Origin of the sequence: Streptomyces sp. NBC_00459 (assembly GCF_036013955.1) — a bacterium.
Taxonomy (GTDB): domain Bacteria; phylum Actinomycetota; class Actinomycetes; order Streptomycetales; family Streptomycetaceae; genus Streptomyces.
On sequence record NZ_CP107903.1, the window covers coordinates 824117 to 849132 of the forward strand.

Below are 25016 nucleotides of genomic sequence, written 5' to 3' on the forward strand. Positions count from 1 at the left end.
CTCGTACTTCCCCCGTGCCGCGCGGACGGCCCGGCCCCTGTCCGGAACGATGCCGCGCGGGACTGGAGGATCTCCGCCCGGCGGGCTCCGTACACCTCTCGACACGGAATCTCCCCGATCCGTGTGACAGGCGAGGAGCCGGTGTTGCCAGAGTGACATGTCCGCGTCGTGACGGGCAGTGGCGCGACGAGTACCGGCCCATGCGAGTATGGGACGTCCGCCGGGCCGGTAGCAGGAGGAATGTCCTTGTCAGAGCGGGTTCGCAGCAGGTTCGCAGCGGGTGTGCGGGACGTGTCGGAGTTGGTGGGGGCGAGTGGACCGGCAGGCCCGGAGGAACCCCGGAAGGACGTGGAGCGGTCGTGAACGACAACCAGAACCTCCTCGCGGAGCAGCGGCGCGCCCTGATCCTGGACGAGGTACGGCGCCGCGGGGGCGTACGTGTCAACGAACTGACCCGCAAGCTCGGCGTGTCCGACATGACGGTCCGCCGTGACCTCGACGCGCTGGCCCGCCAGGGCGTCCTGGAGAAGGTGCACGGCGGCGCGGTGCCGGTGGTCGAGGCGAGCACCCACGAGCCGGGGTTCGAGGCCAAGTCCGGCCTGGAACTGACGGCCAAGGAGGACATCGCCCGGGCCGCGGCGGAGCTGGTCGCGCCGGGCTCGGCGATCGCCCTGTCGGGCGGTACGACGACCTACGCGCTGGCGCATCAACTGCTGGACGTGCCGGATCTGACCGTGGTGACCAACTCGGTGCGCGTGGCCGACGTCTTCCATGCCGCGCAGCGCGTGTCGGGGCAGCGGCAGGGAGCTGCGACAGTGGTGCTGACCGGTGGGGTGCGGACGCCGTCCGACTCGCTGGTGGGGCCGGTGGCCGACCAGGCGATCGCGTCGCTCCACTTCGACGTGCTGTTCCTCGGCGTGCACGGGATATCGGTCGAGGCGGGGCTGTCCACGCCGAACCTCGCGGAGGCGGAGACGAATCGGCGGCTCGTGCAGTCCGCTCGGCGGGTCGTGGTGGTTGCCGACCACACCAAGTGGGGGACGGTGGGGCTCAGTTCGTTCGCGGCGTTGGAGCAGGTGGACACGTTGGTGACGGACTCGGGGTTGGTGCCTGAGGCTCGGGCTGAGGTCTCGGAGCATTTGCGGCGGCTGGTTGTCGCCGGTGAGGTTGGTAGTTGAGGGGGACGCCTAAGGGGATGTCCTGGTCGGTGCGTTTGCGGGTGCGGGTTCGTTGTGGCGTGTCGCGCGGTTCCCCGCACCCCTTGGGTCAGTTGGGCCACACGCCTGTTTTCAAGAAGCCCTCGATTCTTGCCCCGTACGGCGCGATGTTCAGGTTCTGTTCCTTCAGCCAGGTGTCCGAGTAGTACTTGTCCAGGTAGCGGTCGCCGTGGTCGCACAGGAGGGTCACCACGCTGCCCCGCTGGTCCTTTGCGACCATCTCCGCCACGATCTTGAGGGCGCTCCACAGGCCCGTGCCCGTGGACGCGCCCGCCTTGCGGCCGATGGCCCGGTCCAGGGCTCTCACCGCGGCGATGCTGGCAGCGTCCGGGACCTTCATCATGCGGTCGATCGCACCGGGGACGAAGCTGGGCTCCATGCGGGGACGGCCGATGCCCTCGATGCGGGAACCGCAGTCGCAGGTGACGTCCGGATCACCGGTGGTCCAGCCCTCGAAGAAGCAGGAGTTCTCCGGGTCGGCGACACAGATACGGGTGTCGCGCTGCGTGTAGTGGACGTAGCGGGCCAGCGTCGCCGAGGTACCGCCGGTGCCGGCCGTGGCGACGATCCACGCGGGCTCCGGGAAACGTTCCAGCTCCAGCTGCCGGAAAATGGATTCGGCGATGTTGTTGTTTCCGCGCCAGTCCGTTGCCCGTTCCGCGTAGGTGAACTGGTCCATATAGTGGCCCCCCGTCTCCGCCGCGAGGGCTGCCGATGCCTCGTACATTTTCCGGGAGTCGTCCACGAAGTGGCACCGGCCGCCGTGGAACTCGATGAGGCGGCACTTCTCCGCGCTGGTCGTGCGGGGCATCACCGCGATGAAGGGCACACCGATCATCTTCGCGAAGTACGCCTCGGAGACGGCGGTGGAGCCGCTGGACGCCTCGATCACCGGGCGGCCGGGGCGGATCCAGCCATTGCACAGTCCGTAGAGGAAGAGCGAGCGGGCGAGGCGGTGCTTGAGGCTTCCGGTGGGGTGGGTCGACTCGTCCTTCAGATACAGGTCGATACCCCATGTCTCGGGCAGCGGGAAGCGCAGCAGGTGCGTGTCGGCCGAGCGATTGGCGTCGGCCTGGACCCTGCGGACGGCCTCTTTGAGCCAGGTGCGGTAGTCGGCGTCGCTTCGGTCCACGTCGAGCGTGTCCAGTGTTTCGGCGTTCCCGGTGGGGTCGGGGATGCTCACGTCAGACTCCTTGTGCCGCACTCGCCGACGGCACCTTGGGCAGCCGGACACACCGATCATAGACACCTTCCACACGCTCCTCACCTGCATAAACATCCCTTTGGGCGCCCCAAAGGGAGGCCTGGGGTGGGAGGGCGGGGACGGCCCGGACGGGGGCCGGACGGACCAGGGGCGCATCCCGGTGAGTGCTTCCGCCCGTTGCCGGAGAGCGCCGTACGCACTGGTGCTGGACGCCGGGGGCGGGCAGACTGCTCGGCACGGGGGCGCACACTGGATCACGTTCCACGCGGGATCACCACGCATCTCGGCGGAAGCCGACAAGGGGGCGGAGCATCATGGTGGAGCCGGAGTTCACGGCCACGGGCGTGCGGATCGGGAAGAGGCTGCGCTCCCTCACCCGGGCCGGGCAGGTCCGGATCAGCGGCGGCAGGCTGGAGTTGCTCACCAGTTACGGGAGCGAGATCGACAGCGCTCCCGTGCAGGCGGTGCGCGCCTCGAAACCCTGGTTCGCGGCCGACGACCGGGCACTGGCGGACCTCAACGGCAAGCGTTACCTGCTGACTCTGGGGGAACACGACCCCGCGCCGGGCCGGCCCGGCCCACCTGCGGCGCGCCGGTTCATCGAGGCCGTACGCAGGGCGGCGGGGCGCGGGCACTGAGCAGGGCGGGGACGGTGGGGCCGTACCTCGCGCGGACACCGGGCGTGCCGGGAGAACCGTGCCGCGAGTTGCGGGTTTCCACCTCCTGAGCCACGCTTGTCACACATCACTCTGGGTTTACCGGCGATAACGCTGCGAACCAGCCCGCCGGCCATCGACAGCAGGCGGCCCAAGCACGCAGGCACTCTGCTGGATCGGATCTCGTGTCTTCTTCCGGACCTCAATTCGGGGAGTCGCAAGCCGTGATCAGTCACCCAAGCAGGCACTGCACGGTGGAGCTCCAAGCCCTGCCGTCGCGGATCGGCCAGGTCCGCAGAATCGTCTCTGCACAGTTGCGCTACTGGCATCTGGATCCCTTGATAGACCGGGCCTCGCTCGGTGTGACCGAACTGCTCACCAACGTCCACCGGCACGCCCAGCCCGACAAGATGTGCACGGTGGACATCGAGGTCCTGCTCGACCGGCTCACGGTCTCGGTGCGCGACCACGATCCGCGCATCCCCGAGCTGCGGGACGCGGACCCCACGGCCACCTGCGGACGCGGCCTCGCGATGGTCGCCGCGGTCAGCGAGAGCTGGGGAGTGCGGCCGGACGGCGAGTCCGGGAAGGTCGTGTGGTTCACCCTGCCGACGCTCGCACCGGTGGTGGCGAACCCGCAGACCAGGCCCGCGACCACGGCGCCGGCAATTCAGACGTTCGAGGAACAGCTTCGTGACGCTCCCGGGTGCGACGAACAGTCGTACGACAAGGGGCGCAAGCCGGGGGTACTCCGGCGCAGGCCGGAACACGCTCCCGCCCGGTCGGCCGTTGCCGGCTGACCGGGCGGTGACCAGCGGTGTCCCTCCCCCGTCTCTGTCCGTACGTCAGTCGGTGGCGATGGCACGCAGTACGTCAAGCCGTGCCGCCCGCCGGGCCGGGCGCAGACCCGCGAGTCCTCCGGCCGCGATGCCCACCAGGGCCACGATCACAAGCTGCGCGGGCGGCAGCGCGAAGGCGAAGGCGCTGTCGTCGGCACCGTCCGCGGCCCTCACCAGCACCCAGCCGAGGAAGCCGCCGAGGACGAGCCCGCCCAGTGTTCCGAAGGCGGCGACGAGGACCGACTCCCAGCGGACCATGGCGCGCAGTTGGGCGCGGGTCTGGCCGACGGCCCTCAACAGGCCGAGTTCACGGGTGCGTTCGTGGACGGCGAGAGTGAGCGTGTTGGCGATGCCGAGGAGCGCGATGAGCACCGCGAGGGCGAGCAGCGCGTAGACGAGGGTGAGCATCATGTCGATGCCTCCGGCCGACGACTCGGCGTACTCGTCGCGGGTCTGCACCTCGGGGTCCCCGTAGCGCGCGGCGACCTGTTCCACGGCGGCCTTGCCCGCGTCCGCGTCGACGCCGTTCTTGAAGGAGACGGCGATCAACGAGTCGGAGTCCTGGGTGCGGTGCGGGGCCCAGGCGGCGCGGGTGATGACGTACTCACCGGCGAGTTCCGACCGGCCGAAGACCGCGCGGACCGTGAAGTTCTCCGTCCGGCCGTCGGTGAAGGTGAGTCGGGTGGTGTCACCGGTCTTCAGGCCCTGCCGGTCGGCTTCCGCCTCGGTGACGGCGATGCCGTCGGTGCCGAGGTCGTCGAGCGAGCCGCGGATGTCGCCGAGGTCGAAGACCCTGCTGAGGGTGACGGGGTCGGTGACGGTCAACGCCCTGCCTCGGCCGTCGACTTCGGCGACTCCTCGGCCGAGACCGACCGCGTCCGCCACCTCGGGGCGCTGGGCGATCGCGGGTGCGAGGCCGGGGCTGAGTCCGCTGCCGCCCGCCCCGAACGACGGGGTGCTCACAGCCACATCGCCCGCGAAGGAGCGCGAGACTGTCTGGTCCATGGTGGCCTTCAGTGAGGCACCGAACACCGTGAACAGGGAGACGACGGCCACGCCGATCATCAGTGCGCTCGCCGTGGCGGCTGTCCGCTTCGGGCTGCGCAGGGCGTTGCGCCGGGCGAGGCCGCCGGGGACTCCGCGCAGCCGGCCGAGGGGACCGCCGAGGACCTGTACCACCGCCGTCGAGGCGACCGGGCCCAGGACCACGAAGGCCGTGAGTGCCAGTACGGCGCCGAGTCCCGCCAGCCACAGGGACGGTGAGACCAGGACGCCGATCAGCGTCATGGCGATCGCCAGGGCGCCGAGACCCGCACCGGTGACCGCCCGGACGGAAGAGGCGCCCGACCGGTCGACGGCTGTCTCGCGCAGCGCGGCCAGGGGTGCGGTACGGCCGGCCCGTACCGCGGGCAGCAGGGCCGAGCCCAGGCAGACCACGATGCCGACCGCGAGCGGCAGCAGCATGGACAGCGAGCTGATCACCAGGTCGCCCTCGGGGAACGGGAATCCGATGACCGGGAACAGTGCCTGGAGGCCCGCGGCGATGCCGATACCGCCTGCGAGGCCCGCCGTCGACGCCGTCACGGCGACCGCCGTCGCCTCGACGAGCGTGGCCGCGGTGACCTGACGGCGCGAGGCTCCCAGCGCCCTCAACAGGGCGTTCTCGCGGGTGCGTTGAGCGACGACGATCGCGAAGGTGTTGTGGATGGAGAACGTCGCGACCAGCATCGCCACACCCGAGAAGACCAGGAGGAAGAGGGTGAAGACGGTGAGGAACCGGCTGGAGATCATCTCCGTGTCCTCCTCGGCCGACTCCTGACCGGTGATGGCCTCAACTCCCCTGGGGAGTACGGATGTCAGCCGGTCCACCAGCTCCTTCTGTCCGACCCTGGGACCGGCCCGCACCTGGATGCTCGTCGCCTCGCCGGGTTTCGCGGTCAGATATTTCTCGGCGTCGGCCTGGGTCATCCCGGTGAACGTCACCTGTGCCATGCCGTCCTCGCCCGCGAAGGTCGCGAGACCGACGATCGTCACCCTGACCGGGTCGGGCGTACGCAGGACGGTCGTGTCGCCGATCGTCAGGCCGCCCTTCTTGGCCGTCCCCCGGTTGACGACGACCTCGCCGGACCTCAACGGGGCGCGTCCTTCGGCGAGTTGGTACGGATTCAACTTCGGGTCGGTGATCCAGTTGCCGGCGAGAGTGGGCGGGCCCTGGCCGCCGATGGGGTCGCCGTCGGCGGCGACGAGCTGGCCGGCACCCTGGATGTCGGGGGCGGCGGCTGCCACTCCCGGGACCTGCTGGACGGTCCTGACCAGCTCGGTGGACACCGGCTGTCGTACGCCTTCGCTCTCGCCGGGGGTGGTGATGGCGTCGGCGCTGCGGACGACTGCGTCGGTGCCGCTGGTCGCCTCGCCGAACATGGTGTCGAAGCCGGCGCGCAGGGTGTCGCCCATGACCAGGGTCCCGGCCAGGAAGGCGACGCCGAGGAAGACCGCCAGGAACGTACCGGCGAAGCGGCGCTTGTGGGCGCGCAGCGAGGAGAGGCTGATGCGGACGGTGGGCGGGAGGGTGCGCGCGGGGGTGGTGGTCATGACGGCACCTCGAAGGCTTTCAGGCGGTCCAGGACCTTGTCGGCGGTCGGGGACTCCATCCGGTCGACGAGACGGCCGTCGGCCAGGAAGAGGACCTGGTCCGCGTGGGCGGCGGCGACCGGGTCGTGGGTGACCATGACTACCGTGCGGTCCATGTGCCGCACCGCGCGGCCGAGCAGGCCGAGGACCTCCTCGCCGGAGCGCGAGTCGAGGTTGCCCGTCGGTTCGTCGGCGAAGACGACGTCGGGCCGGCCGGCGAACGCCCGTGCCACGGCGACGCGTTGCTGCTGGCCGCCGGAGAGTTCGGAGGGACGGTGGTGGAGCCGGTCGCGCAGGCCGACCACGTCGACGAGCGAGTCGATCCACTCCGGATCACCCGCTCCGCCCGCCAGAGCGATCGACAGCGTGATGTTCTCGGCGACGGTCAGCGTCGGAACCAGGTTGAACGCCTGGAAGACGAAGCCGATCCGGTCGCGGCGCAGGAGCGTGAGGCGTCGGTCGTCGAGCGTGCCCAGTTCGGTGTCGCCGATGAAGGCGGCTCCGGAGGTGAGAGTGTCCAGGCCTGCCGCGCAGTGCATCAGGGTGGACTTGCCGGAGCCCGACGGCCCCATGATCGCGGTGAAGCGCCCGGCCGGAAACCCGACGCTCACCCCGTCGAGGGCCCGTACGGCGGTGCCGCCACCGCCGTACACCTTCACCGCGTCGACGACATGTGCTGCCGTACGGGTCGTGGTGGCGGTGGTGGTCATACCGCACCGCCCTTGCCCGCTCGGCCGCCCGCGGCACCGAACTGCTCGTCCAGGACGGAGAGCCGCCGCCAGTACTCGTCCTCGTCGATCTCGCCGGAGGCGAAGCGCCGGCCCAGTACGGCGAGCGGCGCGTCGCCGGAGAGGCGGTCCTGTGCGTCGTGGCGGCCGTCCGTGACACGCCATGGGCCAGGGCGACCGCGCAGGGCCGTGCGGCGCAGGACGGTGACGACGCCGATCACGACGGCCGCCCAGATCAGCGGGAAGAACAGGATCCACGGGCCGGGGCCGCCGTTCCAGTTCGCGAGGGTCTGCATGTCGAGTCATCTCCCAGGTCGGGACTGCGTTGATGACTCGAGGTTCGCGCCGGAAGGGGGTCCGGGTCGTCGTACGGCCGGCGGGAGTGCGCGTACCTCCCCGGGAGTACGCGGGGCGTTCGCGGCTGCTTCCCGGGGTGTCGCGCCACGGAGACGTCCACGGACGGCCGGACCGGTCGATTCCCGGCCGGCCGTGCGTGCGGCGGGCTCTGCCGGCGACTACGTCAGCGACCCCAGGGGATCGTCCAGCACCGGCTGCCACGCCAGCTCGGCTGCTCCGACGAGGCTGTTGTGGTCCAGCGTGCACGCGAGGATGGGGACGCTGCCGCTGCGGCCCCACAGGCTGCGGTCGGCGACCACCGCGCGCAGGCGGTCCGGGTCGGCGTCGAGGAGGGTGCGGTGCAGGCCGCCGAGGATGACGCGGTCCGGGTTGAGGATGTTCACGAGGCCTGCCAGGCCCATGCCCAGGCGGTCGATCAGGGTCTCGGCGGCCGTGCGGATCGCCGGGTCCGTGTAGTGGTCGCGGATCAGGTCGTTGGCCTGCTGGAGCAGGGACACCTCGGGGCCGGGGTCGCGGCCCGCCGCCGTGAGGAAGGCGAGCGGGTCGGCCTCGACGTCCAGGCAGCCCCGGCTGCCGCAGTGGCAGGGGCGCCCCTCGGGGTTGACGGTGAGGTGACCGACTTCGAGCGCGAGGCCCGAACTACCGGTGTGCAGGCGCCCGTCGAGGACCAGGGCCCCGCCGACACCCCGGTGCCCGGTGGCCACGCACAGCAGGTCGCGGGCGCCGCGTCCGGCTCCGTGCCGGTGTTCGGCGAGCGCGGCGAGATTGACGTCGTTGCCCGCGAAAGCGGGTCCGGCGATGCCCGCCGCCCGTACCCGATCGGCGAAGATCTCCTGTACCGCCGCGCCGGCCGGCCAGGCCAGGTGCAGCGGGTTCAGGGCCAGGCCCTCTGGTTCGGCGACGGCCGACGGCACGGCGAGACCGGCGCCCACGCACCGGCGGCCGGTGTCGCGCAGCAGGTCGGCGCCCGCCTCGACGACGGAACCGAGCACCTTCGCCGGGTCCGCGTCGATGGTCTCGCAGCCGGGTGCGGTGGCGACGATCCGCCCGCCGAGCCCGACCAATGCGGCCCGGAACCCGTCGGCGTGCACCTGTGCGGCCAGCACGACCGGCCCGTCCTCGGCGACGTCGAGCCGGTGCGAGGGGCGACCCTGCGAACCGGCCGCGGCCCCGGGCCGCGCGTCCACGCTGATCAGCCCGAGCGCCTCCAGCTCGGCGGCCACCGCGCCTGCCGTCGCCCGGGTGACGCCCAGCTCGGCGGTGAGCACGGCCCGGGTGGGCGCCCGTCCGGTGTGCACGAGCTCCAAGGCGGGACCGAGTGCGCCGCGCCCCCGGTCCAACCGCGTCCTTGAGGTGGTCCCCTCAACCTTGCTCATGAGGGCGAGTCTCCCATGATCCGTACGACCGCCGACCGCGGCGTCGGCCTAGAAACCGCTGACCCGGAGCGTGATGTTCAACCGGCCGCTCAGCCCCAACTCCGGCGGCGCCGTGCCCGCGTACACCCGTGGCACCCCGTGGTACACGAGCCGGGAGGCGCCGCCGAACACGAACAGGTCGCCGCTGCGCAGCTCGACGTCGGTGTACGGCCGGGTCCGGGTCGCCGCGTTCCCGAAGCGGAAGAGGCAGGTGTCGCCGAGGCTCAGGGACACCACGGGCGCGTCCGACTTCTCGTCGCTGTCGCGGTGCATGCCCATGCGCGCGTCGGCGTCGTAGAAGTTGATCAGCGCGATGTCGTAGTCGGCGTCGCACTCGTACGCCGCTGCGGTGGCCGCCTCCCTCCCCAGCTCGCCCAGCCACTCGGGGAACGGTTTCACGGGCGAACCGTCGCCGTCGACGACCGTGCCCGCATAGCCGTACGGATACCAGTGACGGCCGAGACACACCTGCCGGGCGGTCATCGTGCCGCCGCCGGGCGTCCGGACCGTGCGCAGGCCTGCGGGCGGGCGCGCCCAGTCGCGGCAGGCGTCCAGCAGCTCGCGCTGACGCCCCGGGTCCAGCCAGTCCGGCGTGTGCACCGCGCCCGGCGCGATCTCCGTACGGGCTCTGGGGAACAGCTCGGCGTCCATGGTTCCCCATCCTGCCGGACCGGGCCGACGGGGCGTGAGCTGCTGGTCGGTAGGGTGGGGCCACGATGACCGACCGTATGAAAACTCCCTGGTCCGAGCTGACACTGACCCGTTTCCCCGCCGATCCGCGTGAGCGGCTGCGCGCCTGGGACGCCTCCGACGACTACCTGCTCGGGCACCTCGCGGAGTCCGGGACCGAGCTGTCCGGCACGGTCGTGGTCGTCGGCGACCGCTGGGGTGCGCTCACCACGGCGCTCGCGGCCCACCGGCCGACGCAGATCACCGACTCGTTCCTGGCCCAGGAGGCGACGCGGGCGAACCTGCGGCGGGCCGGCGCTGACGAGGACTCCGTACGGCTGCTCACCACGCAGGATCCGCCGCCCGAGCGGGTCGACGTGCTGCTCGTGCGGATTCCGAAGAGCCTGGCACTGCTGGAGGACCAGTTGCTGCGGCTGGCGCCCGCGCTGCACGAGGGCACGGTCGTCGTCGGCACCGGCATGGTGAAGGAGATCCACACCTCGACGCTGAAGCTGTTCGAGCGGATCATCGGCCCGACCCGGACCTCCCTCGCGGAGAAGAAGGCTCGGCTCATCCACGCCACCGTCGATCCGTCGGTGGACCGGGGTGCCAGCCCCTGGCCGTACCGCTACGAACTGCCCGACGACATCGGTCCGGCGTCGGGGCACCCTGTCGTCAACCACGCGGGCGTCTTCTGCGCCGAGCGACTCGACATCGGGACCCGGTTCTTCCTCCCGCATCTGCCGGAGGCGTCGGGCGCCGCCAGGGTGGTGGACCTGGGCTGCGGGAACGGTGTCGTCGGTACGGCGGTGGCGCTGACCGCGCCGGAGGCCGAGCTGCTGTTCGTCGACGAGTCGTTCCAGGCGGTGGCCTCGGCGGAGGCGACGTACCGGGCCAACGGGTTGCCGGACGGGCGTGCCGAGTTCCGGGTCGGGGACGGGCTGGCCGGGATCGCGGACGAGAGCGTCGACCTCGTGCTCAACAATCCGCCGTTCCACACCCATCAGGCGACGTCGGACGCCACGGCCTGGCGGATGTTCACGGGCGCGCGGCGGGCGCTGCGGCCGGGCGGTGAGCTGTATGTGATCGGCAACCGGCATCTGGGCTATCACATCAAGCTGCGCAAGCTGTTCGGCAACAGTCGGCTCGTCGCGAGCGACGCCAAGTTCGTGGTCCTGAAGGCCGTGAAGCAGTGAGGCGGTCAGAGACACTCGGGTGACCAGGCGGCCAGGTAGCGAGGTGACAGTGAATTTCGACCACTTCACGGAGTGCTCGGGGCCGGCTCTCCCCGCAGGGCTCGGGGTGACGCGCCGAGTTCGCGGCGGCATGCCTTGTTGAAGGCCTGCAGGTCGGGGATGCCGACGGAGGCGGCCACGGCGGGGATGGAGAGGGTCGAGGCGCGCAGCAGATGGCGGGCGCGGTCGAGTCTGCGGCGGCGGATGTAGCCGACCACCGTGTCGCCGGTCGCTGCCTTGAACAGCCTGGTCAGGTGGTTGTGCGAGACGCCCGCAGCCTGGGCGACCGCGGGCACGGTGAGTGGTGCGGCCAGTCGGCCCTCGATGTACGCGATGGCGGCGCCGACCGCCGGGTGCGGGCCGGGGCCGGGTCGTTCGGTGTCCGGGGTGAGGTGGGCGATGCGCCACAGCGCGGTCCAGATCTCGGCTCGTGTGTGCTCGGGTGCGCGCGGGACGGCGGCGATCGCCGCGAGCAACAGGCCTGTGAGGGTGGGGAGTTCGGGGCCGGCGTCCTGGACGACGGGTACCGTGCACGACGGGCCGACGGCCGGGATGCGCAGATGCGCGTAGAGGTGCTCGGAGCGGCCCTGATAGCGGAAGCGGACCGTGCTGCCGGGCGGTACGAGGCTGACCCGGCCCGGGCGGACCAGATGCGCCGTGCCGTCGACGGTGAGCTCGGCCTCGTACTGGTAGAGGTGCAGCTGCCACAGCTCGGGCAGCCGGAAGACGTCCGTACGGCTCGCGACGCCGTGCACGCCGACGCCGGCGTTCGCCACATGGGGCGGCTCACCGAGGTGCAGCTCCGTTTCTCGCATGGTGAAAAACTACCAGTCGCTGTCTCTGTCAGCTCAGCACGCCGATGATCCGCGTCACCGCCCGCGCCATCGCCTCCCGGCCCACGCCGAGGTACTTGCGCGAGTCGACCGCCTCAGGATGGGCGCCGAGGAACTCCCTGATGGCGCCGGTCATGGCGACGTTGAGGGCCGTACCGACATTGACCTTGGTGATGCCGGCCGCGACGGCGGCCACGAGCTGGTCGTCCGATACGCCGGACGAGCCGTGCAGGACCAGCGGGACGTCCAGGGTGGCGGACAGCCGTTTCAGGAGATCCTGGTCGAGTGCTGCCGTACGGGTCGTCATGGCGTGCGAGCTGCCGACCGCCACGGCCAGGGCGTCCACCCCCGAGTCGGCGACGAAGGCACGGGCCTCGGCGGGGTCGGTACGGGCTCCGGGTTCGTGCGCGTCCAGCGGGGGCCGTCCGTCCTTGCCGCCCACCTGACCCAACTCGGCCTCGATCCAGAGCCCTTGGGCGTGTGCCCAGTCGGCGGCGGCCCGGGTCGCGGCGAGGTTCTCGGCGTAGGGCAGCCGGGCCGCGTCGTACATCACGGAGCTGAACCCGGCGCCGGGGGCTTGGCGCAGCAGGCCGTCGCTCTGTACGTGGTCGAGGTGCAACGCGACGGGCACGGCGGCGTGTTCGGCGGCCGAGGCCGCGGCGCGGGCCAGCGGGAGGAGTCGTCCGTAGCGGAACTTGACGGCGTTCTCGCTGACTTGGAGGACGACGGGCGAACCCGCCTCCTCGGCACCGGCGATGACGGCCTCGACATGCTCCAGGGTGATGATGTTGAACGCGACGACCGCCGAGCGCGCTGCCGCGGCCCGGGTGATGAGTTCGCCGGTGGTGACGATCGGCACCTGTCGCTCCTTTCGGTCAACAACCTTGTAAGAAGGGGGTGTCGACGGGGACTCAAGGGTTGAGGATCACCGAGCGGGTGAGGTGACGCGGGCGGTCCGGATCGAGGCCCCGAGCCGCCGCCACCGCCACCGCGAGGCGCTGCGCGCGCACGAGTTCGGCGAGCGGATCAAGAGTCCCGGCCAGCCACAACGCCCCTGTGGCCCGCACCTGTTCGGCCAGCCCTTCCGGTGCCTCGCCGAACATCCAGGTCGCCGTACCCCGGGTGGTGACGCTGATGGGACCGTGCCGGTACTCCATCGCCGGGTACGCCTCGGTCCAGGACAGGGACGCCTCGCGCATCTTCAGTCCGGCCTCGTTGGCCAGCCCCACCGTCCAGCCCCGGCCGAGGAAGGTGAACTGCGCGCACTGGACGAGCCCTTCGGGCAGCGGGGTCGCCAGCGCCGTACGGCAGTCGTCGACCACTGTCTCGTCGTGCAGTCCCAGGTGGGTGCGGAGAAGCGTGAGGGCGGTGGTGGCGAACCGCGTCTGGACGACGGACCGTTCGTCCGCGTAGCCGAGTACGACGAGGTCGTCGGCGGCTTCCACCACGGGAGTTCCGGGGTCGGCGGTTATCGCGGTCGTCCGTGTCCGCGTACCCGAGGGCGCGGTGCCCCGCAGCCGCCCGAGCAGTTCGAGCACCTCGGTGGTGGTGCCGGACCGGGTGAGGGCGACGACCCGGTCGTAGGGGCGGCCGTAGGGGAACTCCGAGGCGGCGAAGGCGTCCGTCTCGCCCTGGCCCGCGCCTTCCCGCAGGGCCGCGACCGCCTGCGCCATGAAGTACGAGGTGCCGCAGCCCACGATCGCGACCCGCTCCCCCGCCACCGGCAGCGCGCCGGCGTGCCCGGCGGCCTCCGTGGCGGCGCGGGTCCAGCACTCGGGCTGGCTGTTCAGCTCGTCCTCTGCATGGGTCATGCCGTTCTCCTCCCCCAGAATGTCCACGGAATGCTCTTTCGTGCAAGATATAGCTACTTTTCAAGCATAATCAAGCATGGAATCGAAGGAGTGACGTGAACTTTCGGTGCGCTAGGGTCGCCGAAGATCGAGGAACGGAGAGTCCGGATGTCCCGGGACGCCCGCTGGAAGTCCCTGCTGGAGCTGCTCGTCGAGCGGGGGCGGCTGGAGGTCGAGGAGGTCGCGGCCGAGCTCGAGGTGTCGGCCGCCACGATCCGCCGTGACTTCGACCAGCTCGCCGAGCAGCAGATGCTTGTGCGCACCAGGGGCGGCGCGGTCGTGCACGGCGTGTCCTACGAACTGCCGCTGCGCTACAAGACCGCTCGCCGTGCCTCCGAGAAACAGCGCATCGCGCGCGCCGTCGCGGGCCTGGTCACCCCCGGTGAGGCGGTGGGCCTGACAGGCGGCACGACCACGACGGAGGTGGCGCGCGCGTTGGCCGTACGCGGCGATCTGACCGCCGGGGCGCCCGCGCTGACGATCGTCACGAACGCGCTGAACATCGCCAACGAGCTTGCCGTACGACCCCAGTTCAAGATCGTGGTCACGGGCGGCGTCGCCCGTCCCCAGTCGTACGAACTCATCGGACCGCTCGCCGACGGTGTGCTGGGCCAGATCACGATCGACCTGGCCGTGCTGGGCGTCGTCGCCTTCGACGTCACGCACGGAGCGGCGGCCAACGACGAGGCGGAGGCCGCGATCAACCGGCTGCTGTGCGAGCGCGCCGAGCGTGTGGTGGTCGCCGCCGACTCCAGCAAGCTGGGGCGGCGGGCCTTCGCCCGGATCTGCGCGGTGGGAGCCGTGGACACACTGGTCACGGACACGGCGGCGGACGAGGAGACGGTGGGACGGTTCGAGGAGGCCGGACTCAGGGTCATCACCGTCTGAGTGCTCACGGTCCGAGTGATCAGGTGCGAGCGATCACGGCCCGAGCGGCGCACCCGCTCCCGGCACTGCCCGCCTCAACTGCCCCTGCTCAGCGGGCACTTCTCTCACCGTCGAGCCGTTCCACGCGGGCCACGTTCCCCCGGTCCTCGGCGTCCTCGCTCGCCTCGGCGGCGAACCAGGCGTCGAGGATCTCCTTGAGCAGCGGTTCCGACGTCAGTCGCAGGCTGAGCGCGAGCGCGTTGGCGTCGTTCCAGCGGCGTGCGCCGTCCGCCGTGTAGGCGTCCGTGCACAGGGCAGCGCGCACACCGGGCACCTTGTTCGCGGCGATGGACGCGCCCGTGCCGGTCCAGCAGCACACGACGGCCTGGTCGGCGCGCCCGGCGGCGACCTCCCGGGCCGCCGCCTCCGAGCAGGCGGCCCACTGCGGATCGTCGCCGGGGCTCAGTGCCCCGTACGTCACCACTTCGTGGCCGCGGTCACGCAGTTGCCCGAGGAGGGCGCGCGCCACGGGTTCGTCCATGTCCGAGGAAACGGAGATCCGCATGCTCCGAGACTACCCAGCCGTGGAACGGACGGGCGCAGCCAGTCGCGGGATGAGCGCCTCGGCATTGCCACGGTTGACCGCGTGCAGTTGGCCGGGCCCCCAGCCCTCGTACGCGTCGAGGCCGTTGTCGAAGCCGGTGCCCCACTCCTCGGGAAGCATGGGGAAGTCACTGCCGAACAGGATGTGGTCGGGGTCCGCGAAGGCCAGCAGCGAGGGCAGGGTCGTGGGGCTGCCCGCGAGGGCGGTGTCGAAGTAGAAACGGCGCAGGTCGGTGAGGAAGTCCTCGGGGGTGGTGTCGGGGTCGAGGCGTCCGGCGAGGGCCAGCCGGTGGGCGGCGTACGGCAGGAAGCCCCCCGCGTGCGGGAGGATCATCCTCATCCGGGGGTGGCGGCGAGGCACTCCGCGCATGGCCAGATGAAGAGCGGTCCGGGTGGTGTCGTAGGGAAAATCGACCAGCGGGCCGGGGGGCAGCGCGGGGTCGGGCGGGCCCGGTGGGGCGGTGGGGTGGACGAGCACGACGGCGGACCGGCGGTCCAGCTCGGCCCACAGGGGCTCGAACTCCGGGTCGCCCAGGTAGCGGCCCTGGGCGTTGGACAGGACCATCACGCCGTCGGCGTTCAGCTCGTCCAGGGCGTGGGCGGCCTCGGCGAGCGCGCCGTCGACGTCCGGGAGGGGCAGCACGGCGAACAGACCGAAGCGGTCGGGCCGGTTCTTGACCAGTTCGGCGGTGTACTCGTTGACGCTCCGCGCCCCGGCCCGGGCACCGTCCGGATCGCCGGGGGCGGCCAGGGGCGCGGCGTACGACAGCACGCCGGTGGCGATGGACCGGCGGTCCATCATCGCGAGCGCGCTCGCCTCGTCCCAGACGGGCGCGGGCCAGCCGAGGCCGGCGGCGCGCCCGGCCATCGCCCTGGCGCGGTCGGGCGGCATCAGGTGCTGGTGGACGTCGATGCGGTGGGGATCTGTCCGAATGGGGTCCGTCATACGTCCCGAGCCTCCTCGGATTCGGCCGATGCGGTATCCAAGTGCGATATCGGCTACCACACGACGATATGCGGCATGAGGCCCACATCACCTCTCGGAGCGGTCCCGCCCGGCTGGTCAGCCCCCGTTCTCCGGGGAGCAGCAGCCGTCCCGTCGCATCTGGCGGCTGACCTCCAGCCAGTCCTCGGCAGACGCCGACCGCCGTGGGTCGAGGCGCCGTGCGGCGGTGACCTCGAAGGCGTCGACAAGGTCCGCCTGCTCGAAGGGGATGCCGCCACGCAGGACCGCCACGGTGCGGATCAGGGTGGCGAAGTCGGTGAACGGGTCGCCGTCCACGACCGTCAGGTCCGCGAGCTTGCCCTCCTCCAGTGTGCCGAGGTCCGCGTCGGCGCCGAAGACCCGTGCGGGCAGCAGGGTGGCGGTACGCAGCGCCTCCGCCGGTGACAGGCCGACGCGGTGCAGTGCGCGCAGGGACAGATGGAGGTGCAGGCCCACCGGGACAAGCGGCTGGTCCGTACCGAGCGCGACCAGGCCGCCCGCCGTAAGGATCCGCCGATAGACATCCAACTCCCGGTCCAGAGTCGTCAGTTGGGCCCCGGTGGGCGGCATCGCGGCCTGTTGCCGGACGAGCGCGGTGTCCCACGGCGGCATGAGTGTGGTGACGCGCGGGTCGTCCGCGAGCGCGGGGTCGGCGCCGAGCAGGGGAAACGCCGTGAACGGGGTGGCGACGAGGTGGAAGTCGGTACGGGTGTAGATCTCCTCCACATCCTGGTACGCGCGCCCCGAGGCCGTGGTCGCGTGCCCGAACTCCAGCCGCTGTGTGGCCTGCAGATGGGTCGTCAGATCCTGTCCGAGCTGTACGCCGGGGCTGCACAGATGACTGCCGCTGCGTACGCCGAGCCGGTCGTGGGCGAAGTCGGCGGCCTCCTTCATCACCCAGCCGGGGGCTCGTACGTACGTCTTCACGAAGTCCCACTCCAGCGCCTCCGCACGCGCCAGTGAACGGCGTAGGCCCTCGGGGGTGCGGTGGGCGCGGGCCATGCTGTACGCGACTCGATCCCCGTCGAGCAGTTCGCCGGTGGACAGCAGCCGGGGTCCGGCGAGTGCGCCCGCGGCCACCGCCTCCCGGATGCGGGCCTGCTCGTAGGCGAAGCCGCCGAGGGAGACGGCCGTCGTGATGCCGTACGCGACCTGCAGCGCGGTCTGACGACCTCCGTAGGTGGACTGCCAGGGGTGGGTGTGCGCGTCCCACAGACCCGGGATCACGGTGCGTGCGCTCGCGTCGACCCTGCGAACGGCCTGGCGGCCGGCCCGGTGCGGGGCGACCTCGGCGATACGGCCGCTCCGGATCACGATGTCGATGTCCTCGCGGACGTCCGGCCCGGTGCCGTCCCAGAAGCGTCCCGCGTGCACGACCGTGTCGGCAGGGCGGGGCCTGCGGTAGTCCAGTGGGACTCGGACGGTACGCGTGCTGCCGTCGGCGATGCCGATCAGGCGCAGGGTGCCCGCCGAGAGGTAGAGGAGGGTGCGGGCATCGGCGGACCAGGACGGGTGGTCTGCCGGTTCGGTGGTGAGCCTGCGGGGCTCGCCGTCGGGGGTGCCGTCGGCGCGGACCGGCAGCAGCCACAGCGCGGACTCGACGACGACCGCCATCCATCGGCCGTCCGGGGACCAGACAGGGCCACAGGCGTAGCGGTCGGCGATCGAGGTGTGCGGGGCGAAGGAGTGCAGGGCGGCGGTACCGGTGGTGGTGTCGACGACTCGGATGAGGTTGTAGCCCTCGCGGAAGCGCTGGTTGACACGGTTCCGGTCGCACAGGGCGACGTACCGGCCGTCGGGCGACCAACTGGGCCGGCCGGGCAGGCCACCGGCGCCGAGCGCCGCGGCGAGGACCCGTTCGGCGCCGTCGGGCAGGTCGCGCACCACGAGGTTGCCCGACATGTCCAGGCAGGCCAGCCGTGTCCCGTCGGGCGAGAGGGCGGGGAAGACCCGGCCGCCCTCGGCGAGCACGGTCTCCGCGCCGGAGTCGAGGTCGCGGCGCCGTACGGTGAACAGACCGTCGCGGTCGTCGGCGTACACCAGAGCCGTGCCGTCGGGGGTCCAGGTCGGCGCCAACACATAACGCGTGGTGGGGACTTGGAGAACCTTGCGGGGTGGACGGCCGCCTTTCGTACCGGCCGTCCACAGTGCGTTGAGCGCGGCGAAGGCCACGGATCGGCCGTCCGGGGAGAGCGCGGGCAGGTGGAGCGCGCGGACGGGACGAGCTGCGGAACCCTCGAAGTCGTACGCCTTGGTGCGGTAGTTGGGCCGGTGCACGGGCAACGTGGCCGTGAACGGGATCTGTTCGCCGTCGTCCGGCGCGTCCGGGTCTACCAGACGGAAGTGGCCGTCGATGTTCAGCAGCAGCCGTTCGCCGTCCACCCAGCGGGGCGGCGCCGGGAGAAGGTCGCCCCCGACTGCGATCGGCGCGCCGTCGACGACGAGGGTGCAGGAGGCGGCGGGCGCGGCCGTGGTGCGCAGATAGGCGAGGCGTCCGGCGGGCGAGACCGCGGGGGTCATGAGCAGGGCGCCGGACTCGTCGGTGTGCTGCACGGTGACCGGTCCCGAGCCGTCGGCGGCCACCGACGCCACAGTGGCCGCGCGGAGGGTGCCCGGCACGGGGACGGTCGCGCGTACGAACAGCACCCGCTCGCCGTCGGGTGACCACGTGGGGTCGAAGTCCTCCCAGGCGGCGTTCTGTCCGGGGCCCTGCTGGCCGGGGCGCCCGGTGAGCCGGGTCAGCGCGCCGGTGCGAACGTCCACGACCCAGACGCGGTACGGGGCACCGGTCACGGTGTCGCCCCCGCGCTCGGAGGCGAACGCGATCCGGGTGCCGTCCGGGGACCAGGCGGGTCCCCGGTCGTCCCACGGCCCGTCGGTGAGCTGCCGCAGGCCGGTGCCGTCGGGTCGCAGCGTCCACAGATGGAAGCCTCCGCCTCGGTAGGCGCATACGACGAGACGGCTGCCGTCGGGCGAGAACTGCGGGCGCGTGGGTTCGAGGCCGGGCGCGGTCAGGGCGACGGCCGTTCCGCCGCCACGGGGCACGGACCACAGCACGTTCTGGACCTCGGCGACCAGCCGGTCTCCGGAGGGAGCGAGGGTCGCGGAGCCACCCGTGGCCGCGGTGAAGGTGAGGCTGGTCGCCGTACGGGGCGCGGCGGACGCGGCCTGCGTAACGGCGTCGGCGGAGGTGGCCGGCGTAACGGCGTCGGCGAGCGCGGCGGCCGTGGCGGTAGCAGTCGCGGTGACCTGGAGGAATCTACGGCGGGAGAGCGGGCCGATCCGGGTGTCGTCCGTGGTGCTTGAGGTGTCTTCGGCGTCCAAGAGGTCTCCCCGTGCGCGGAGTTGGCGTGTCGGACAGGTCGGGCAGCAGCGACCAGTGGAGAAAACGTACGGGGCGGAGCCCGTTTCCGGACCCCGCCCCGATGCTTCTCGGCCGATCTTCACCCCTCCCGGAGATTCCGGGCCGGGTGTCAGCAGCAGCGACTCTGCGGATGCGTCTCCCGGTGCAGGGTGCGCAGCACCTCGTACTCTCGCCGGGTCGGTACGGGGGCTTGTGGGTGGTGGTCGCGGTGGCGCTCGCAGTACCGGTCGTACTCCGCTTCCCCGGTCAGTTCACGCAGGTACCAGCGCACGGTTCGGGCCCAGCGCCGGGCGTTCACGAGCGGGCCCCCACCAGCGGCTCGGCGGTGTCCTCCCGTATGTCGAGGCGGGATTCGACGTACGGCGACTCGGTCGTCGGGAGCGGGACGGGCGAGCGTACGGCTCGTACGCACACCACGGCCGCGTTGGCGATGACCACCGAGACGAGCAGCAGGAACACGGCGATCAGGACGCCGTCGACCGTGGAGTTGGTGACCACGGTGTGCATGTCGTCGAGCGTCTTGGCAGGCGGCAGGACCTGACCGGCGTCGATGCCGTCGGAGTACTTGGCGCGCTGGGCGAAGAAGCCGAGCCGGGGATCGTCGGAGAAGATCTTCTGCCAGCCGGCGGTGAAGGTGATCGCGACCACCCAGGCGAGCGGGACGCCGGTGACCCAGGCCCAGCGCAGTCGGCCGGATTTGATCAGTACCGTCGTGCAGACGGTGAGGGCGACGGCGGCGAGCAACTGGTTGGCGATGCCGAACAGCGGGAAGAGCTGGTTGATTCCGCCGAGCGGGTCGGTGGCGCCGGTGTAGAGGAAGTAGCCCCAGGCAGCCACGACGAGTCCGCTGCACAGCCAGATTCCGGGCTTCCAGTTGACCCTGCCGATCGGCTTCCAGACGTTGCCGAGCATGTCCTGGAGCATGAAGCGTCCGACCCGGGTGCCCGCGTCGACCGTCGTCAGGATGAACAACGCCTCGAACATGATCGCGAAGTGGTACCAGAAGGCCTTCAGGGCCGCCCCACCGAAGATCCCCGAGAAGATCTCCGACATACCGACCGCGAGGGTCGGCGCGCCGCCGGAGCGAGCGATCAGTGTCTGTTCCTCGACGGCCTTCGCCGCCTGTGTCAGCTGGTCGGGGGTGATGGTGAAGCCGAGGCCCGCCACCGCGTGGGAGGCGGATTCGGCGGTGGTGCCGAGCAGCCCGGCGGGGGCGTTCATGGCGTAGTAGAGGCCGGGTTCGAGGGTGGCCGCGGCGATCAGAGCCATGATCGCGACGAACGACTCCATCAGCATGGCGCCGTAGCCGATCATCCGGACCTGGGACTCCTTCTGGATCAGTTTCGGAGTGGTTCCGGAAGCGACCAGCGCGTGGAAGCCCGAGAGGGCACCGCAGGCGATCGTGATGAAGAGGAACGGGAAGAGCGATCCTGCGAAGACCGGGCCGGCGCCCGAGGAGGCGAAGTCGCTCACCGCGTCCGCCCGCATGACGGGCGCGGCCACGACGACGCCGACCGCGAGGAGCGCGATGGTGCCGATCTTCATGAAGGTGGAGAGGTAGTCGCGCGGCGCGAGCAGCATCCACACCGGGAGGACGGAGGCGACGAAGCCGTATCCGACCAGACAGAAGACCAGGGTCGTCGGGCTGAGGGTGAAGGTGTCGGCGAGCGAGGAGTTCTGGATCCAGCTGCCGCCGATGATCGCGAGGAGCAGCAGGGCGACCCCGATGAGGCTGGTCTCGACGACCCGGCCGGGGCGGATGACGTGCATCCAGAACCCCATGAACAGGGCGATGGGAATGGTCATGGCGACGGAGAAGGTGCCCCACGGCGAGTGGGCGAGCGCGTTGACCACGACCAGGGCCAGCACCCCGAGCAGGATGATCATGATGGCGAACACGGCGATCAGGGCCGCCGCACCGCCCGCCCTGCCGATCTCGTCCCGGGCCATCTGCCCGAGCGACTTCCCGTCCCGCCGCATGGACAGGAACAGCACCACCATGTCCTGCACCGCCCCGGCGAAGATCACTCCGGCGACGATCCACAGGGTGCCGGGCAGATATCCCATCTGGGCCGCGAGGACCGGCCCCACCAGCGGCCCGGCGCCCGCGATCGCGGCGAAGTGATGCCCCAGCAGCACCCGGCGGTCCGTCGGCTGGAAGTCGACGCCGTCGTCGAGACGTTCGGCGGGAGTGGCCCTGCTGTCGTCCGGCTTCAGTACTCGCCGGACGATGAAGCGGGAGTAGAAGCGGTAGGCGATGACGTACGACCCGAGGGCGGCCATCACCAGCCAGACCGCGGAGATCTCCTCCCCCCGGGCCAGCGCGAGGACGCCCCAGCCGATCGCACCGACCAGGGCGACGGCGGCCCACAGCAGCATCGAGCGCGGAGTCATACGGCCGGGACCGGAGGGCGTGGACGGCGGGCCTTCCGGCGCCGGGAGAGCGGATTCGGGCATGACTGATGCGGGCATGGCGGCTCCTCACCTTGACGGTGGTGGGTGATGGCTGAGCACGCGTCGGGCGCGCGGTTCAGCGGGGGTGACGTCGGTGGCCGGCCGACCCGGTCAGGGGTCGCGGCCTTCCTTCCTGGTCAGCGCGTAGGCGGCGAGCAGGCAGAGCCCGCTCCCCGGCACCCAGGCGAGCTGGTACCAGTAGAAGAACGGCGTCCCGGCGAGATGCGGGCTCGCACCGGAGTACCAGGGGACCCACAGCAGCCCCGCCGCGGGCGCGAGGAGCAGCACGGCTACGGCGACGTGTCGTAGCCGCTCATGCCCGGTCCGTGTCATGACCTGCGCTCCCTTCCCGCTCGTTGTGGGTCTGTGCAAGAGTTGCCCACCCGCCGGAAACGGTTGACACCGAATTTCCAGAAGATTTCCCGCCGGTTCCCTGTCCACCGAACCGGCCACCCGCGCAACTCTCCGGCGAGGGGTTTCAGGCACACCAAGGACGGTGACCCATGGCGGACAGCGCCATGACCACGACGTTCCTCGCCGTGATCGGCGGGGCGTCGCTGCTCGCCGTGACCGCGCGCCGCCTGCGCCCCAGCGACCGGCTGCCCTCCCTGGAGGGCTGGGCGCTGGCCGACCGGAGCCTCGGCCCGGTGTGGACCTGGCTGCTGCTCGGCGGCACGATCTTCACCGCGTACACCTTCACCGCCGTGCCCGGACTGGCGTACGGCAACGGGGCGCCCGCCTTCTTCGCGGTGCCGTACACGGTGATCGTCTGCCCGCTCGCGTTCGTCCTGCTGACCCGGCTGTGGGCGGTGGCCCGGCGGCACGGTTACATCACCGTCGCCGACTTCGTGCGCGGGCGGTACGGCTCGCCGCCGCTGGCCCTGGTGGTCGCGCTGACCGGGATCCTCGCGACAATGCCGTATCTGGCACTCCAACTCCTGGGCATACGTGCCGTGTTGACCGCCGGCGGTCTCTATCCGCGGGGCGCTGCCGGGGACCTCGTCATGGTCGCCCTGTTCACGGGCCTCGCGGTCGCGACCTACCGCCACGGGCTGCGCGCGCCCGCCGTCATCTCGGCACTCAAGGCGGTGGCCGTCTTCGTCTCGCTGGGCGTCGTCTGCTGGCTGGTCCTCGACCGGTTCGGCGGACCCGGCGCGGTCTTCGACGGAGCTGCGCGCCGCCTCGGCGGAACGGACATCGCCCACTCGCCCCTGCTCCTGTCCCCCGAGCAGCAACCGGCCTACGCCACGCTCGCCCTGGGCTCGGCACTGGCTCTGCTCATGTACCCGCACGTTCTCACCGCCGGTTTCGCCGCCGACAGCACCCGCACCGTCCGCAAGGTCGCCGTGTCGCTGCCCGCGTGGACGGGGCTGCTGGCGCTCTTCGGCTTCCTCGGCATCGCGGCGCTGGCGGCGGGGGTGCGGGCACCGGAGGGCGGTGCCGAGGCGGCCGTGCCGATGCTGGTCGACCGGTTGATGCCGGGGCCGCTGGCGGGCCTGGTGTTCGGCGCGATCACCGTGGGCGCGCTGGTCCCGGCCGCGGTGATGTCGATCGCGGCGGCCACCAGCTTCGTACGCAATGTGTACGTCGAGTACGTGCATCCGACGGCCACGCCCAAGCGGCAGGTGCGCATCGCCAAGGCGGTGTCGCTCACCGCGAAGGTGGGGGCCGTCGCGTTCGTGTTCGGACTGCGCGACCAGGACGCCGTCAATCTCCAACTGCTCGGCGGCGTCTGGATCCTGCAGATCTTCCCGGCTGTCGCCGTCGGGCTGTTCACCGGCCGGCTGCATCCGCGCGCGCTGCTCGCCGGGTGGGCCACCGGCATGGCTGCCGGAACGTACATGGTGGTGCGCGAGGGCTTCTCGTCCATCGTGCCGTTCGGTCCCGGCGACCAGCCCCTCCAGATCTACGCGGGTCTGGCCGCCCTGCTGCTCAACCTGGCCGTCGCCGTGCTCGGCACCGCGGCCCTGACACGTCTCGGCGTCCCGCGTGGCGCCGACGCGACCGACCTGCCGTCCCGCCTGACCGTCAGGCGACGCCCCGAGACGGGAGCGAACAACCCGTGAGACGCAGACAGCACACGCCCCTGCCGGTGATGCCACCGGTGGCCGCGGCCCTGGCCGAACCGGCCGTCGCCGCGCCGTCCGTTCCGCGACCCGCCTCGGGGAGCGACGTCCTCGCCCCCGTGGTGGGCGATCCGGCCGAGGCCGAACGGGAGTCGGCCCTCGCCGGCCTCTTCGAGGTGCACTACGCCTCGATGCTCCGGCTGGCCGTCCTGCTCGGCGCGGACGATCCGGAGAACGTGGTGGCCGAGGCCTACTACCAGCTCTACCGGAAGTGGCGGAGGCTGCGGGAGACCGGGGCGGCGGAGGCGTATCTGCGCTCCACCGTGTGCAATCTGACCCGGATGCGCATACGCCACCTCCAGGTCGCCCGCAGGCATGTGGAGAACCCGCCCCGCCCGGACGACTGCGTCGCCTCCGCCGAGAGCACCGCACTGCTCCACGACGACCAGCGTGTACTGATCGGCGCCCTCCAGCAGTTGCCCGCCCGACAGCGCGAGGCTCTCGTCCTGCGGCACTGGCTGGGCCTCAAGGAGAGCGAGATCGCCGCCGCGATGGGGATCTCCTGCGGATCGGTCAAGACGCACACCGCACGCGGCATCGCCGCTCTGACCCAGGCGATGGAGACACGGCGATGAACGACACCAGCCCGGACCGGGCCCACGAGGACTTCACGGCACAGGACTTCGCAAAACAGGACGTCACGAAGCCGGATCTCACAGAACAGGACCGCATGGAACGGGAGTTGCGCGCCGCCCTGGAGACTCTGGCCGGCGGAGTGAGCGCCGCCCCCTCCCCCGACGCCTACCGCACGGCACGCGGCGACTGGCTGCGCCGGGAGAGACGCCGCCGGCTCGTCCTCGCCGTACTGATCACCGTCGTCTTCGCCCTCGCCGTACTGATCGGCCTGTGGGTCCTCAACCACGCCCCGTCCGACCCCGGCGTCATCTTCTCGGGCACCCGTAACGCGGTCGTCCCCGGCGCGGTCTCCGGCCTCTCGCCCTGACCGGCGCTCTTGCCCCGATCGCCGGCACCGCCCTAGCCTC

Annotated in this window: 23 protein-coding genes; 8 read left to right on the forward strand and 15 right to left on the reverse strand. The window is 71.4% G+C overall.

The features are described 5' to 3' along the window. Nucleotides 1-359 precede the first annotated feature (359 nt). A complete protein-coding gene (locus tag OHN74_RS03435; protein WP_327693017.1) occupies nucleotides 360-1178 on the forward strand; it encodes a DeoR/GlpR family DNA-binding transcription regulator in 819 nt (272 codons plus the stop codon). Nucleotides 1179-1266: 88 nt separating this feature from the next. Here the strand turns inward: OHN74_RS03435 and OHN74_RS03440 are convergent, their stop codons facing one another. Further along, nucleotides 1267-2400, reverse strand: coding sequence for a PLP-dependent cysteine synthase family protein (locus tag OHN74_RS03440; RefSeq protein WP_443060339.1), 1134 nt, complete (start codon nucleotides 2398-2400; stop codon nucleotides 1267-1269). 335 nt (nucleotides 2401-2735) lie between these two features. Between OHN74_RS03440 and OHN74_RS03445 the strand changes: the two genes are divergently transcribed. Together OHN74_RS03445 and OHN74_RS03450 are read left to right on the forward strand one after the other, a co-directional pair. Then, entirely contained in the window at nucleotides 2736-3059 is a 324-nt protein-coding gene (locus tag OHN74_RS03445) for a hypothetical protein (RefSeq protein WP_327693018.1), read from the forward strand. Between the two features lie 242 nt (nucleotides 3060-3301). Then, nucleotides 3302-3877 carry an ATP-binding protein gene (locus OHN74_RS03450; RefSeq protein WP_327693019.1) on the forward strand — a complete coding sequence of 192 codons (576 nt, stop codon included), beginning with the start codon at nucleotides 3302-3304 and terminating at the stop codon, nucleotides 3875-3877. 45 nt (nucleotides 3878-3922) lie between these two features. On the opposite strand, the gene OHN74_RS03455 is transcribed toward OHN74_RS03450, so the two are convergent. The 5 genes from OHN74_RS03455 to OHN74_RS03475 all read right to left on the reverse strand — a co-directional run bounded on the left by OHN74_RS03455 (nucleotide 3923) and on the right by OHN74_RS03475 (nucleotide 9698). Further along, nucleotides 3923-6508: an ABC transporter permease gene (locus tag OHN74_RS03455; RefSeq protein ID WP_327693020.1), complete on the reverse strand. Its 2586-nt coding sequence runs from the start codon at nucleotides 6506-6508 to the stop codon at nucleotides 3923-3925. Beyond that, a complete protein-coding gene (locus tag OHN74_RS03460) occupies nucleotides 6505-7257 on the reverse strand; it encodes an ABC transporter ATP-binding protein (protein WP_327693022.1) in 753 nt (250 codons plus the stop codon). The genes OHN74_RS03455 and OHN74_RS03460 overlap by 4 nt, the downstream gene beginning before the upstream one ends. After that, on the reverse strand, nucleotides 7254-7571 hold the full coding sequence (locus OHN74_RS03465; RefSeq protein WP_327693023.1) for an SHOCT domain-containing protein: 318 nt from the start codon (nucleotides 7569-7571) through the stop codon (nucleotides 7254-7256). The genes OHN74_RS03460 and OHN74_RS03465 overlap by 4 nt, the downstream gene beginning before the upstream one ends. A gap of 219 nt (nucleotides 7572-7790) precedes the next feature. Further along, nucleotides 7791-9008, reverse strand: a complete 1218-nt coding sequence (locus OHN74_RS03470) for an ROK family protein (protein ID WP_327693024.1) — start codon at nucleotides 9006-9008, stop codon at nucleotides 7791-7793. Between the two features lie 48 nt (nucleotides 9009-9056). Beyond that, nucleotides 9057-9698 carry an alpha-ketoglutarate-dependent dioxygenase AlkB family protein gene (locus tag OHN74_RS03475; protein WP_327693025.1) on the reverse strand — a complete coding sequence of 214 codons (642 nt, stop codon included), beginning with the start codon at nucleotides 9696-9698 and terminating at the stop codon, nucleotides 9057-9059. 77 nt (nucleotides 9699-9775) lie between these two features. Here OHN74_RS03475 and OHN74_RS03480 point away from each other — a divergent pair, with 77 nt between their 5' ends. Beyond that, nucleotides 9776-10912, forward strand: a complete 1137-nt coding sequence (locus OHN74_RS03480) for a methyltransferase (protein WP_327699970.1) — start codon at nucleotides 9776-9778, stop codon at nucleotides 10910-10912. A 65-nt stretch (nucleotides 10913-10977) separates the two neighbouring features. Here OHN74_RS03480 and OHN74_RS03485 read toward each other — a convergent pair whose 3' ends face one another. The 3 genes from OHN74_RS03485 to OHN74_RS03495 are packed head-to-tail and all read right to left on the reverse strand — an operon-like array spanning nucleotide 10978 to nucleotide 13595. After that, nucleotides 10978-11766 carry an AraC family transcriptional regulator gene (locus OHN74_RS03485; RefSeq protein ID WP_327693026.1) on the reverse strand — a complete coding sequence of 263 codons (789 nt, stop codon included), beginning with the start codon at nucleotides 11764-11766 and terminating at the stop codon, nucleotides 10978-10980. 28 nt (nucleotides 11767-11794) lie between these two features. Beyond that, nucleotides 11795-12643 carry a class II fructose-bisphosphate aldolase gene (locus OHN74_RS03490; RefSeq protein WP_327693027.1) on the reverse strand — a complete coding sequence of 283 codons (849 nt, stop codon included), beginning with the start codon at nucleotides 12641-12643 and terminating at the stop codon, nucleotides 11795-11797. A 52-nt stretch (nucleotides 12644-12695) separates the two neighbouring features. Then, entirely contained in the window at nucleotides 12696-13595 is a 900-nt protein-coding gene (locus tag OHN74_RS03495; protein ID WP_327693028.1) for an SIS domain-containing protein, read from the reverse strand. A gap of 147 nt (nucleotides 13596-13742) precedes the next feature. Here OHN74_RS03495 and OHN74_RS03500 point away from each other — a divergent pair, with 147 nt between their 5' ends. After that, nucleotides 13743-14522 (forward strand): DeoR/GlpR family DNA-binding transcription regulator, encoded by a 780-nt coding sequence (locus tag OHN74_RS03500; protein ID WP_327693029.1) that lies wholly within the window; start codon nucleotides 13743-13745, stop codon nucleotides 14520-14522. Nucleotides 14523-14610: 88 nt separating this feature from the next. On the opposite strand, the gene OHN74_RS03505 is transcribed toward OHN74_RS03500, so the two are convergent. From OHN74_RS03505 to OHN74_RS03530, 6 genes are all read right to left on the reverse strand, one after another. Further along, complete coding sequence (locus OHN74_RS03505; protein WP_327693030.1) at nucleotides 14611-15066, reverse strand: RpiB/LacA/LacB family sugar-phosphate isomerase; 456 nt, start codon at nucleotides 15064-15066, stop codon at nucleotides 14611-14613. Between the two features lie 9 nt (nucleotides 15067-15075). After that, entirely contained in the window at nucleotides 15076-16050 is a 975-nt protein-coding gene (locus OHN74_RS03510) for an amidohydrolase family protein (RefSeq protein ID WP_327693031.1), read from the reverse strand. Between the two features lie 117 nt (nucleotides 16051-16167). Further along, complete coding sequence (locus OHN74_RS03515) at nucleotides 16168-19413, reverse strand: amidohydrolase family protein (protein WP_327693032.1); 3246 nt, start codon at nucleotides 19411-19413, stop codon at nucleotides 16168-16170. Nucleotides 19414-19562: 149 nt separating this feature from the next. After that, nucleotides 19563-19751 carry a YbdD/YjiX family protein gene (locus tag OHN74_RS03520; RefSeq protein ID WP_327693033.1) on the reverse strand — a complete coding sequence of 63 codons (189 nt, stop codon included), beginning with the start codon at nucleotides 19749-19751 and terminating at the stop codon, nucleotides 19563-19565. Beyond that, complete coding sequence (locus OHN74_RS03525; protein ID WP_327693034.1) at nucleotides 19748-21925, reverse strand: carbon starvation CstA family protein; 2178 nt, start codon at nucleotides 21923-21925, stop codon at nucleotides 19748-19750. Before OHN74_RS03525 ends, OHN74_RS03520 begins: the two co-directional genes overlap by 4 nt. Nucleotides 21926-22018: 93 nt before the next feature. Continuing rightward, entirely contained in the window at nucleotides 22019-22240 is a 222-nt protein-coding gene (locus tag OHN74_RS03530) for a DUF3311 domain-containing protein (RefSeq protein ID WP_327693035.1), read from the reverse strand. Between the two features lie 170 nt (nucleotides 22241-22410). Here OHN74_RS03530 and OHN74_RS03535 point away from each other — a divergent pair, with 170 nt between their 5' ends. Genes OHN74_RS03535 through OHN74_RS03545 form a run of 3 tightly spaced genes read left to right on the forward strand, consistent with a single transcriptional unit; the run spans nucleotide 22411 to nucleotide 24976 of the window. Next, nucleotides 22411-23973, forward strand: a complete 1563-nt coding sequence (locus OHN74_RS03535) for a sodium:solute symporter family protein (protein ID WP_327693036.1) — start codon at nucleotides 22411-22413, stop codon at nucleotides 23971-23973. After that, on the forward strand, nucleotides 23970-24608 hold the full coding sequence (locus OHN74_RS03540) for a SigE family RNA polymerase sigma factor (RefSeq protein ID WP_327693037.1): 639 nt from the start codon (nucleotides 23970-23972) through the stop codon (nucleotides 24606-24608). Before OHN74_RS03535 ends, OHN74_RS03540 begins: the two co-directional genes overlap by 4 nt. Beyond that, nucleotides 24605-24976, forward strand: coding sequence for a hypothetical protein (locus OHN74_RS03545; RefSeq protein ID WP_443060340.1), 372 nt, complete (start codon nucleotides 24605-24607; stop codon nucleotides 24974-24976). The genes OHN74_RS03540 and OHN74_RS03545 overlap by 4 nt, the downstream gene beginning before the upstream one ends. Nucleotides 24977-25016: the final 40 nt, after the last annotated feature.

Coding starts and splice junctions, on each gene's coding strand:
- OHN74_RS03505 (WP_327693030.1), bottom strand. CDS start 15,066: ATGCGGATCTCCGTTTCCTCGGACATGGACGAACCCGTGGCGCGCGCC.
- OHN74_RS03480 (WP_327699970.1), top strand. CDS start 9,776: ATGAAAACTCCCTGGTCCGAGCTGACACTGACCCGTTTCCCCGCCGAT.
- OHN74_RS03510 (WP_327693031.1), bottom strand. CDS start 16,050: ATGACGGACCCCATTCGGACAGATCCCCACCGCATCGACGTCCACCAG.
- OHN74_RS03470 (WP_327693024.1), bottom strand. CDS start 9,008: ATGAGCAAGGTTGAGGGGACCACCTCAAGGACGCGGTTGGACCGGGGG.
- OHN74_RS03465 (WP_327693023.1), bottom strand. CDS start 7,571: ATGCAGACCCTCGCGAACTGGAACGGCGGCCCCGGCCCGTGGATCCTG.
- OHN74_RS03525 (WP_327693034.1), bottom strand. CDS start 21,925: ATGCCCGCATCAGTCATGCCCGAATCCGCTCTCCCGGCGCCGGAAGGC.
- OHN74_RS03485 (WP_327693026.1), bottom strand. CDS start 11,766: ATGCGAGAAACGGAGCTGCACCTCGGTGAGCCGCCCCATGTGGCGAAC.
- OHN74_RS03530 (WP_327693035.1), bottom strand. CDS start 22,240: ATGACACGGACCGGGCATGAGCGGCTACGACACGTCGCCGTAGCCGTG.
- OHN74_RS03460 (WP_327693022.1), bottom strand. CDS start 7,257: ATGACCACCACCGCCACCACGACCCGTACGGCAGCACATGTCGTCGAC.
- OHN74_RS03535 (WP_327693036.1), top strand. CDS start 22,411: ATGGCGGACAGCGCCATGACCACGACGTTCCTCGCCGTGATCGGCGGG.
- OHN74_RS03500 (WP_327693029.1), top strand. CDS start 13,743: ATGTCCCGGGACGCCCGCTGGAAGTCCCTGCTGGAGCTGCTCGTCGAG.
- OHN74_RS03495 (WP_327693028.1), bottom strand. CDS start 13,595: ATGACCCATGCAGAGGACGAGCTGAACAGCCAGCCCGAGTGCTGGACC.
- OHN74_RS03455 (WP_327693020.1), bottom strand. CDS start 6,508: ATGACCACCACCCCCGCGCGCACCCTCCCGCCCACCGTCCGCATCAGC.
- OHN74_RS03475 (WP_327693025.1), bottom strand. CDS start 9,698: ATGGACGCCGAGCTGTTCCCCAGAGCCCGTACGGAGATCGCGCCGGGC.
- OHN74_RS03445 (WP_327693018.1), top strand. CDS start 2,736: ATGGTGGAGCCGGAGTTCACGGCCACGGGCGTGCGGATCGGGAAGAGG.
- OHN74_RS03545 (WP_443060340.1), top strand. CDS start 24,605: ATGAACGACACCAGCCCGGACCGGGCCCACGAGGACTTCACGGCACAG.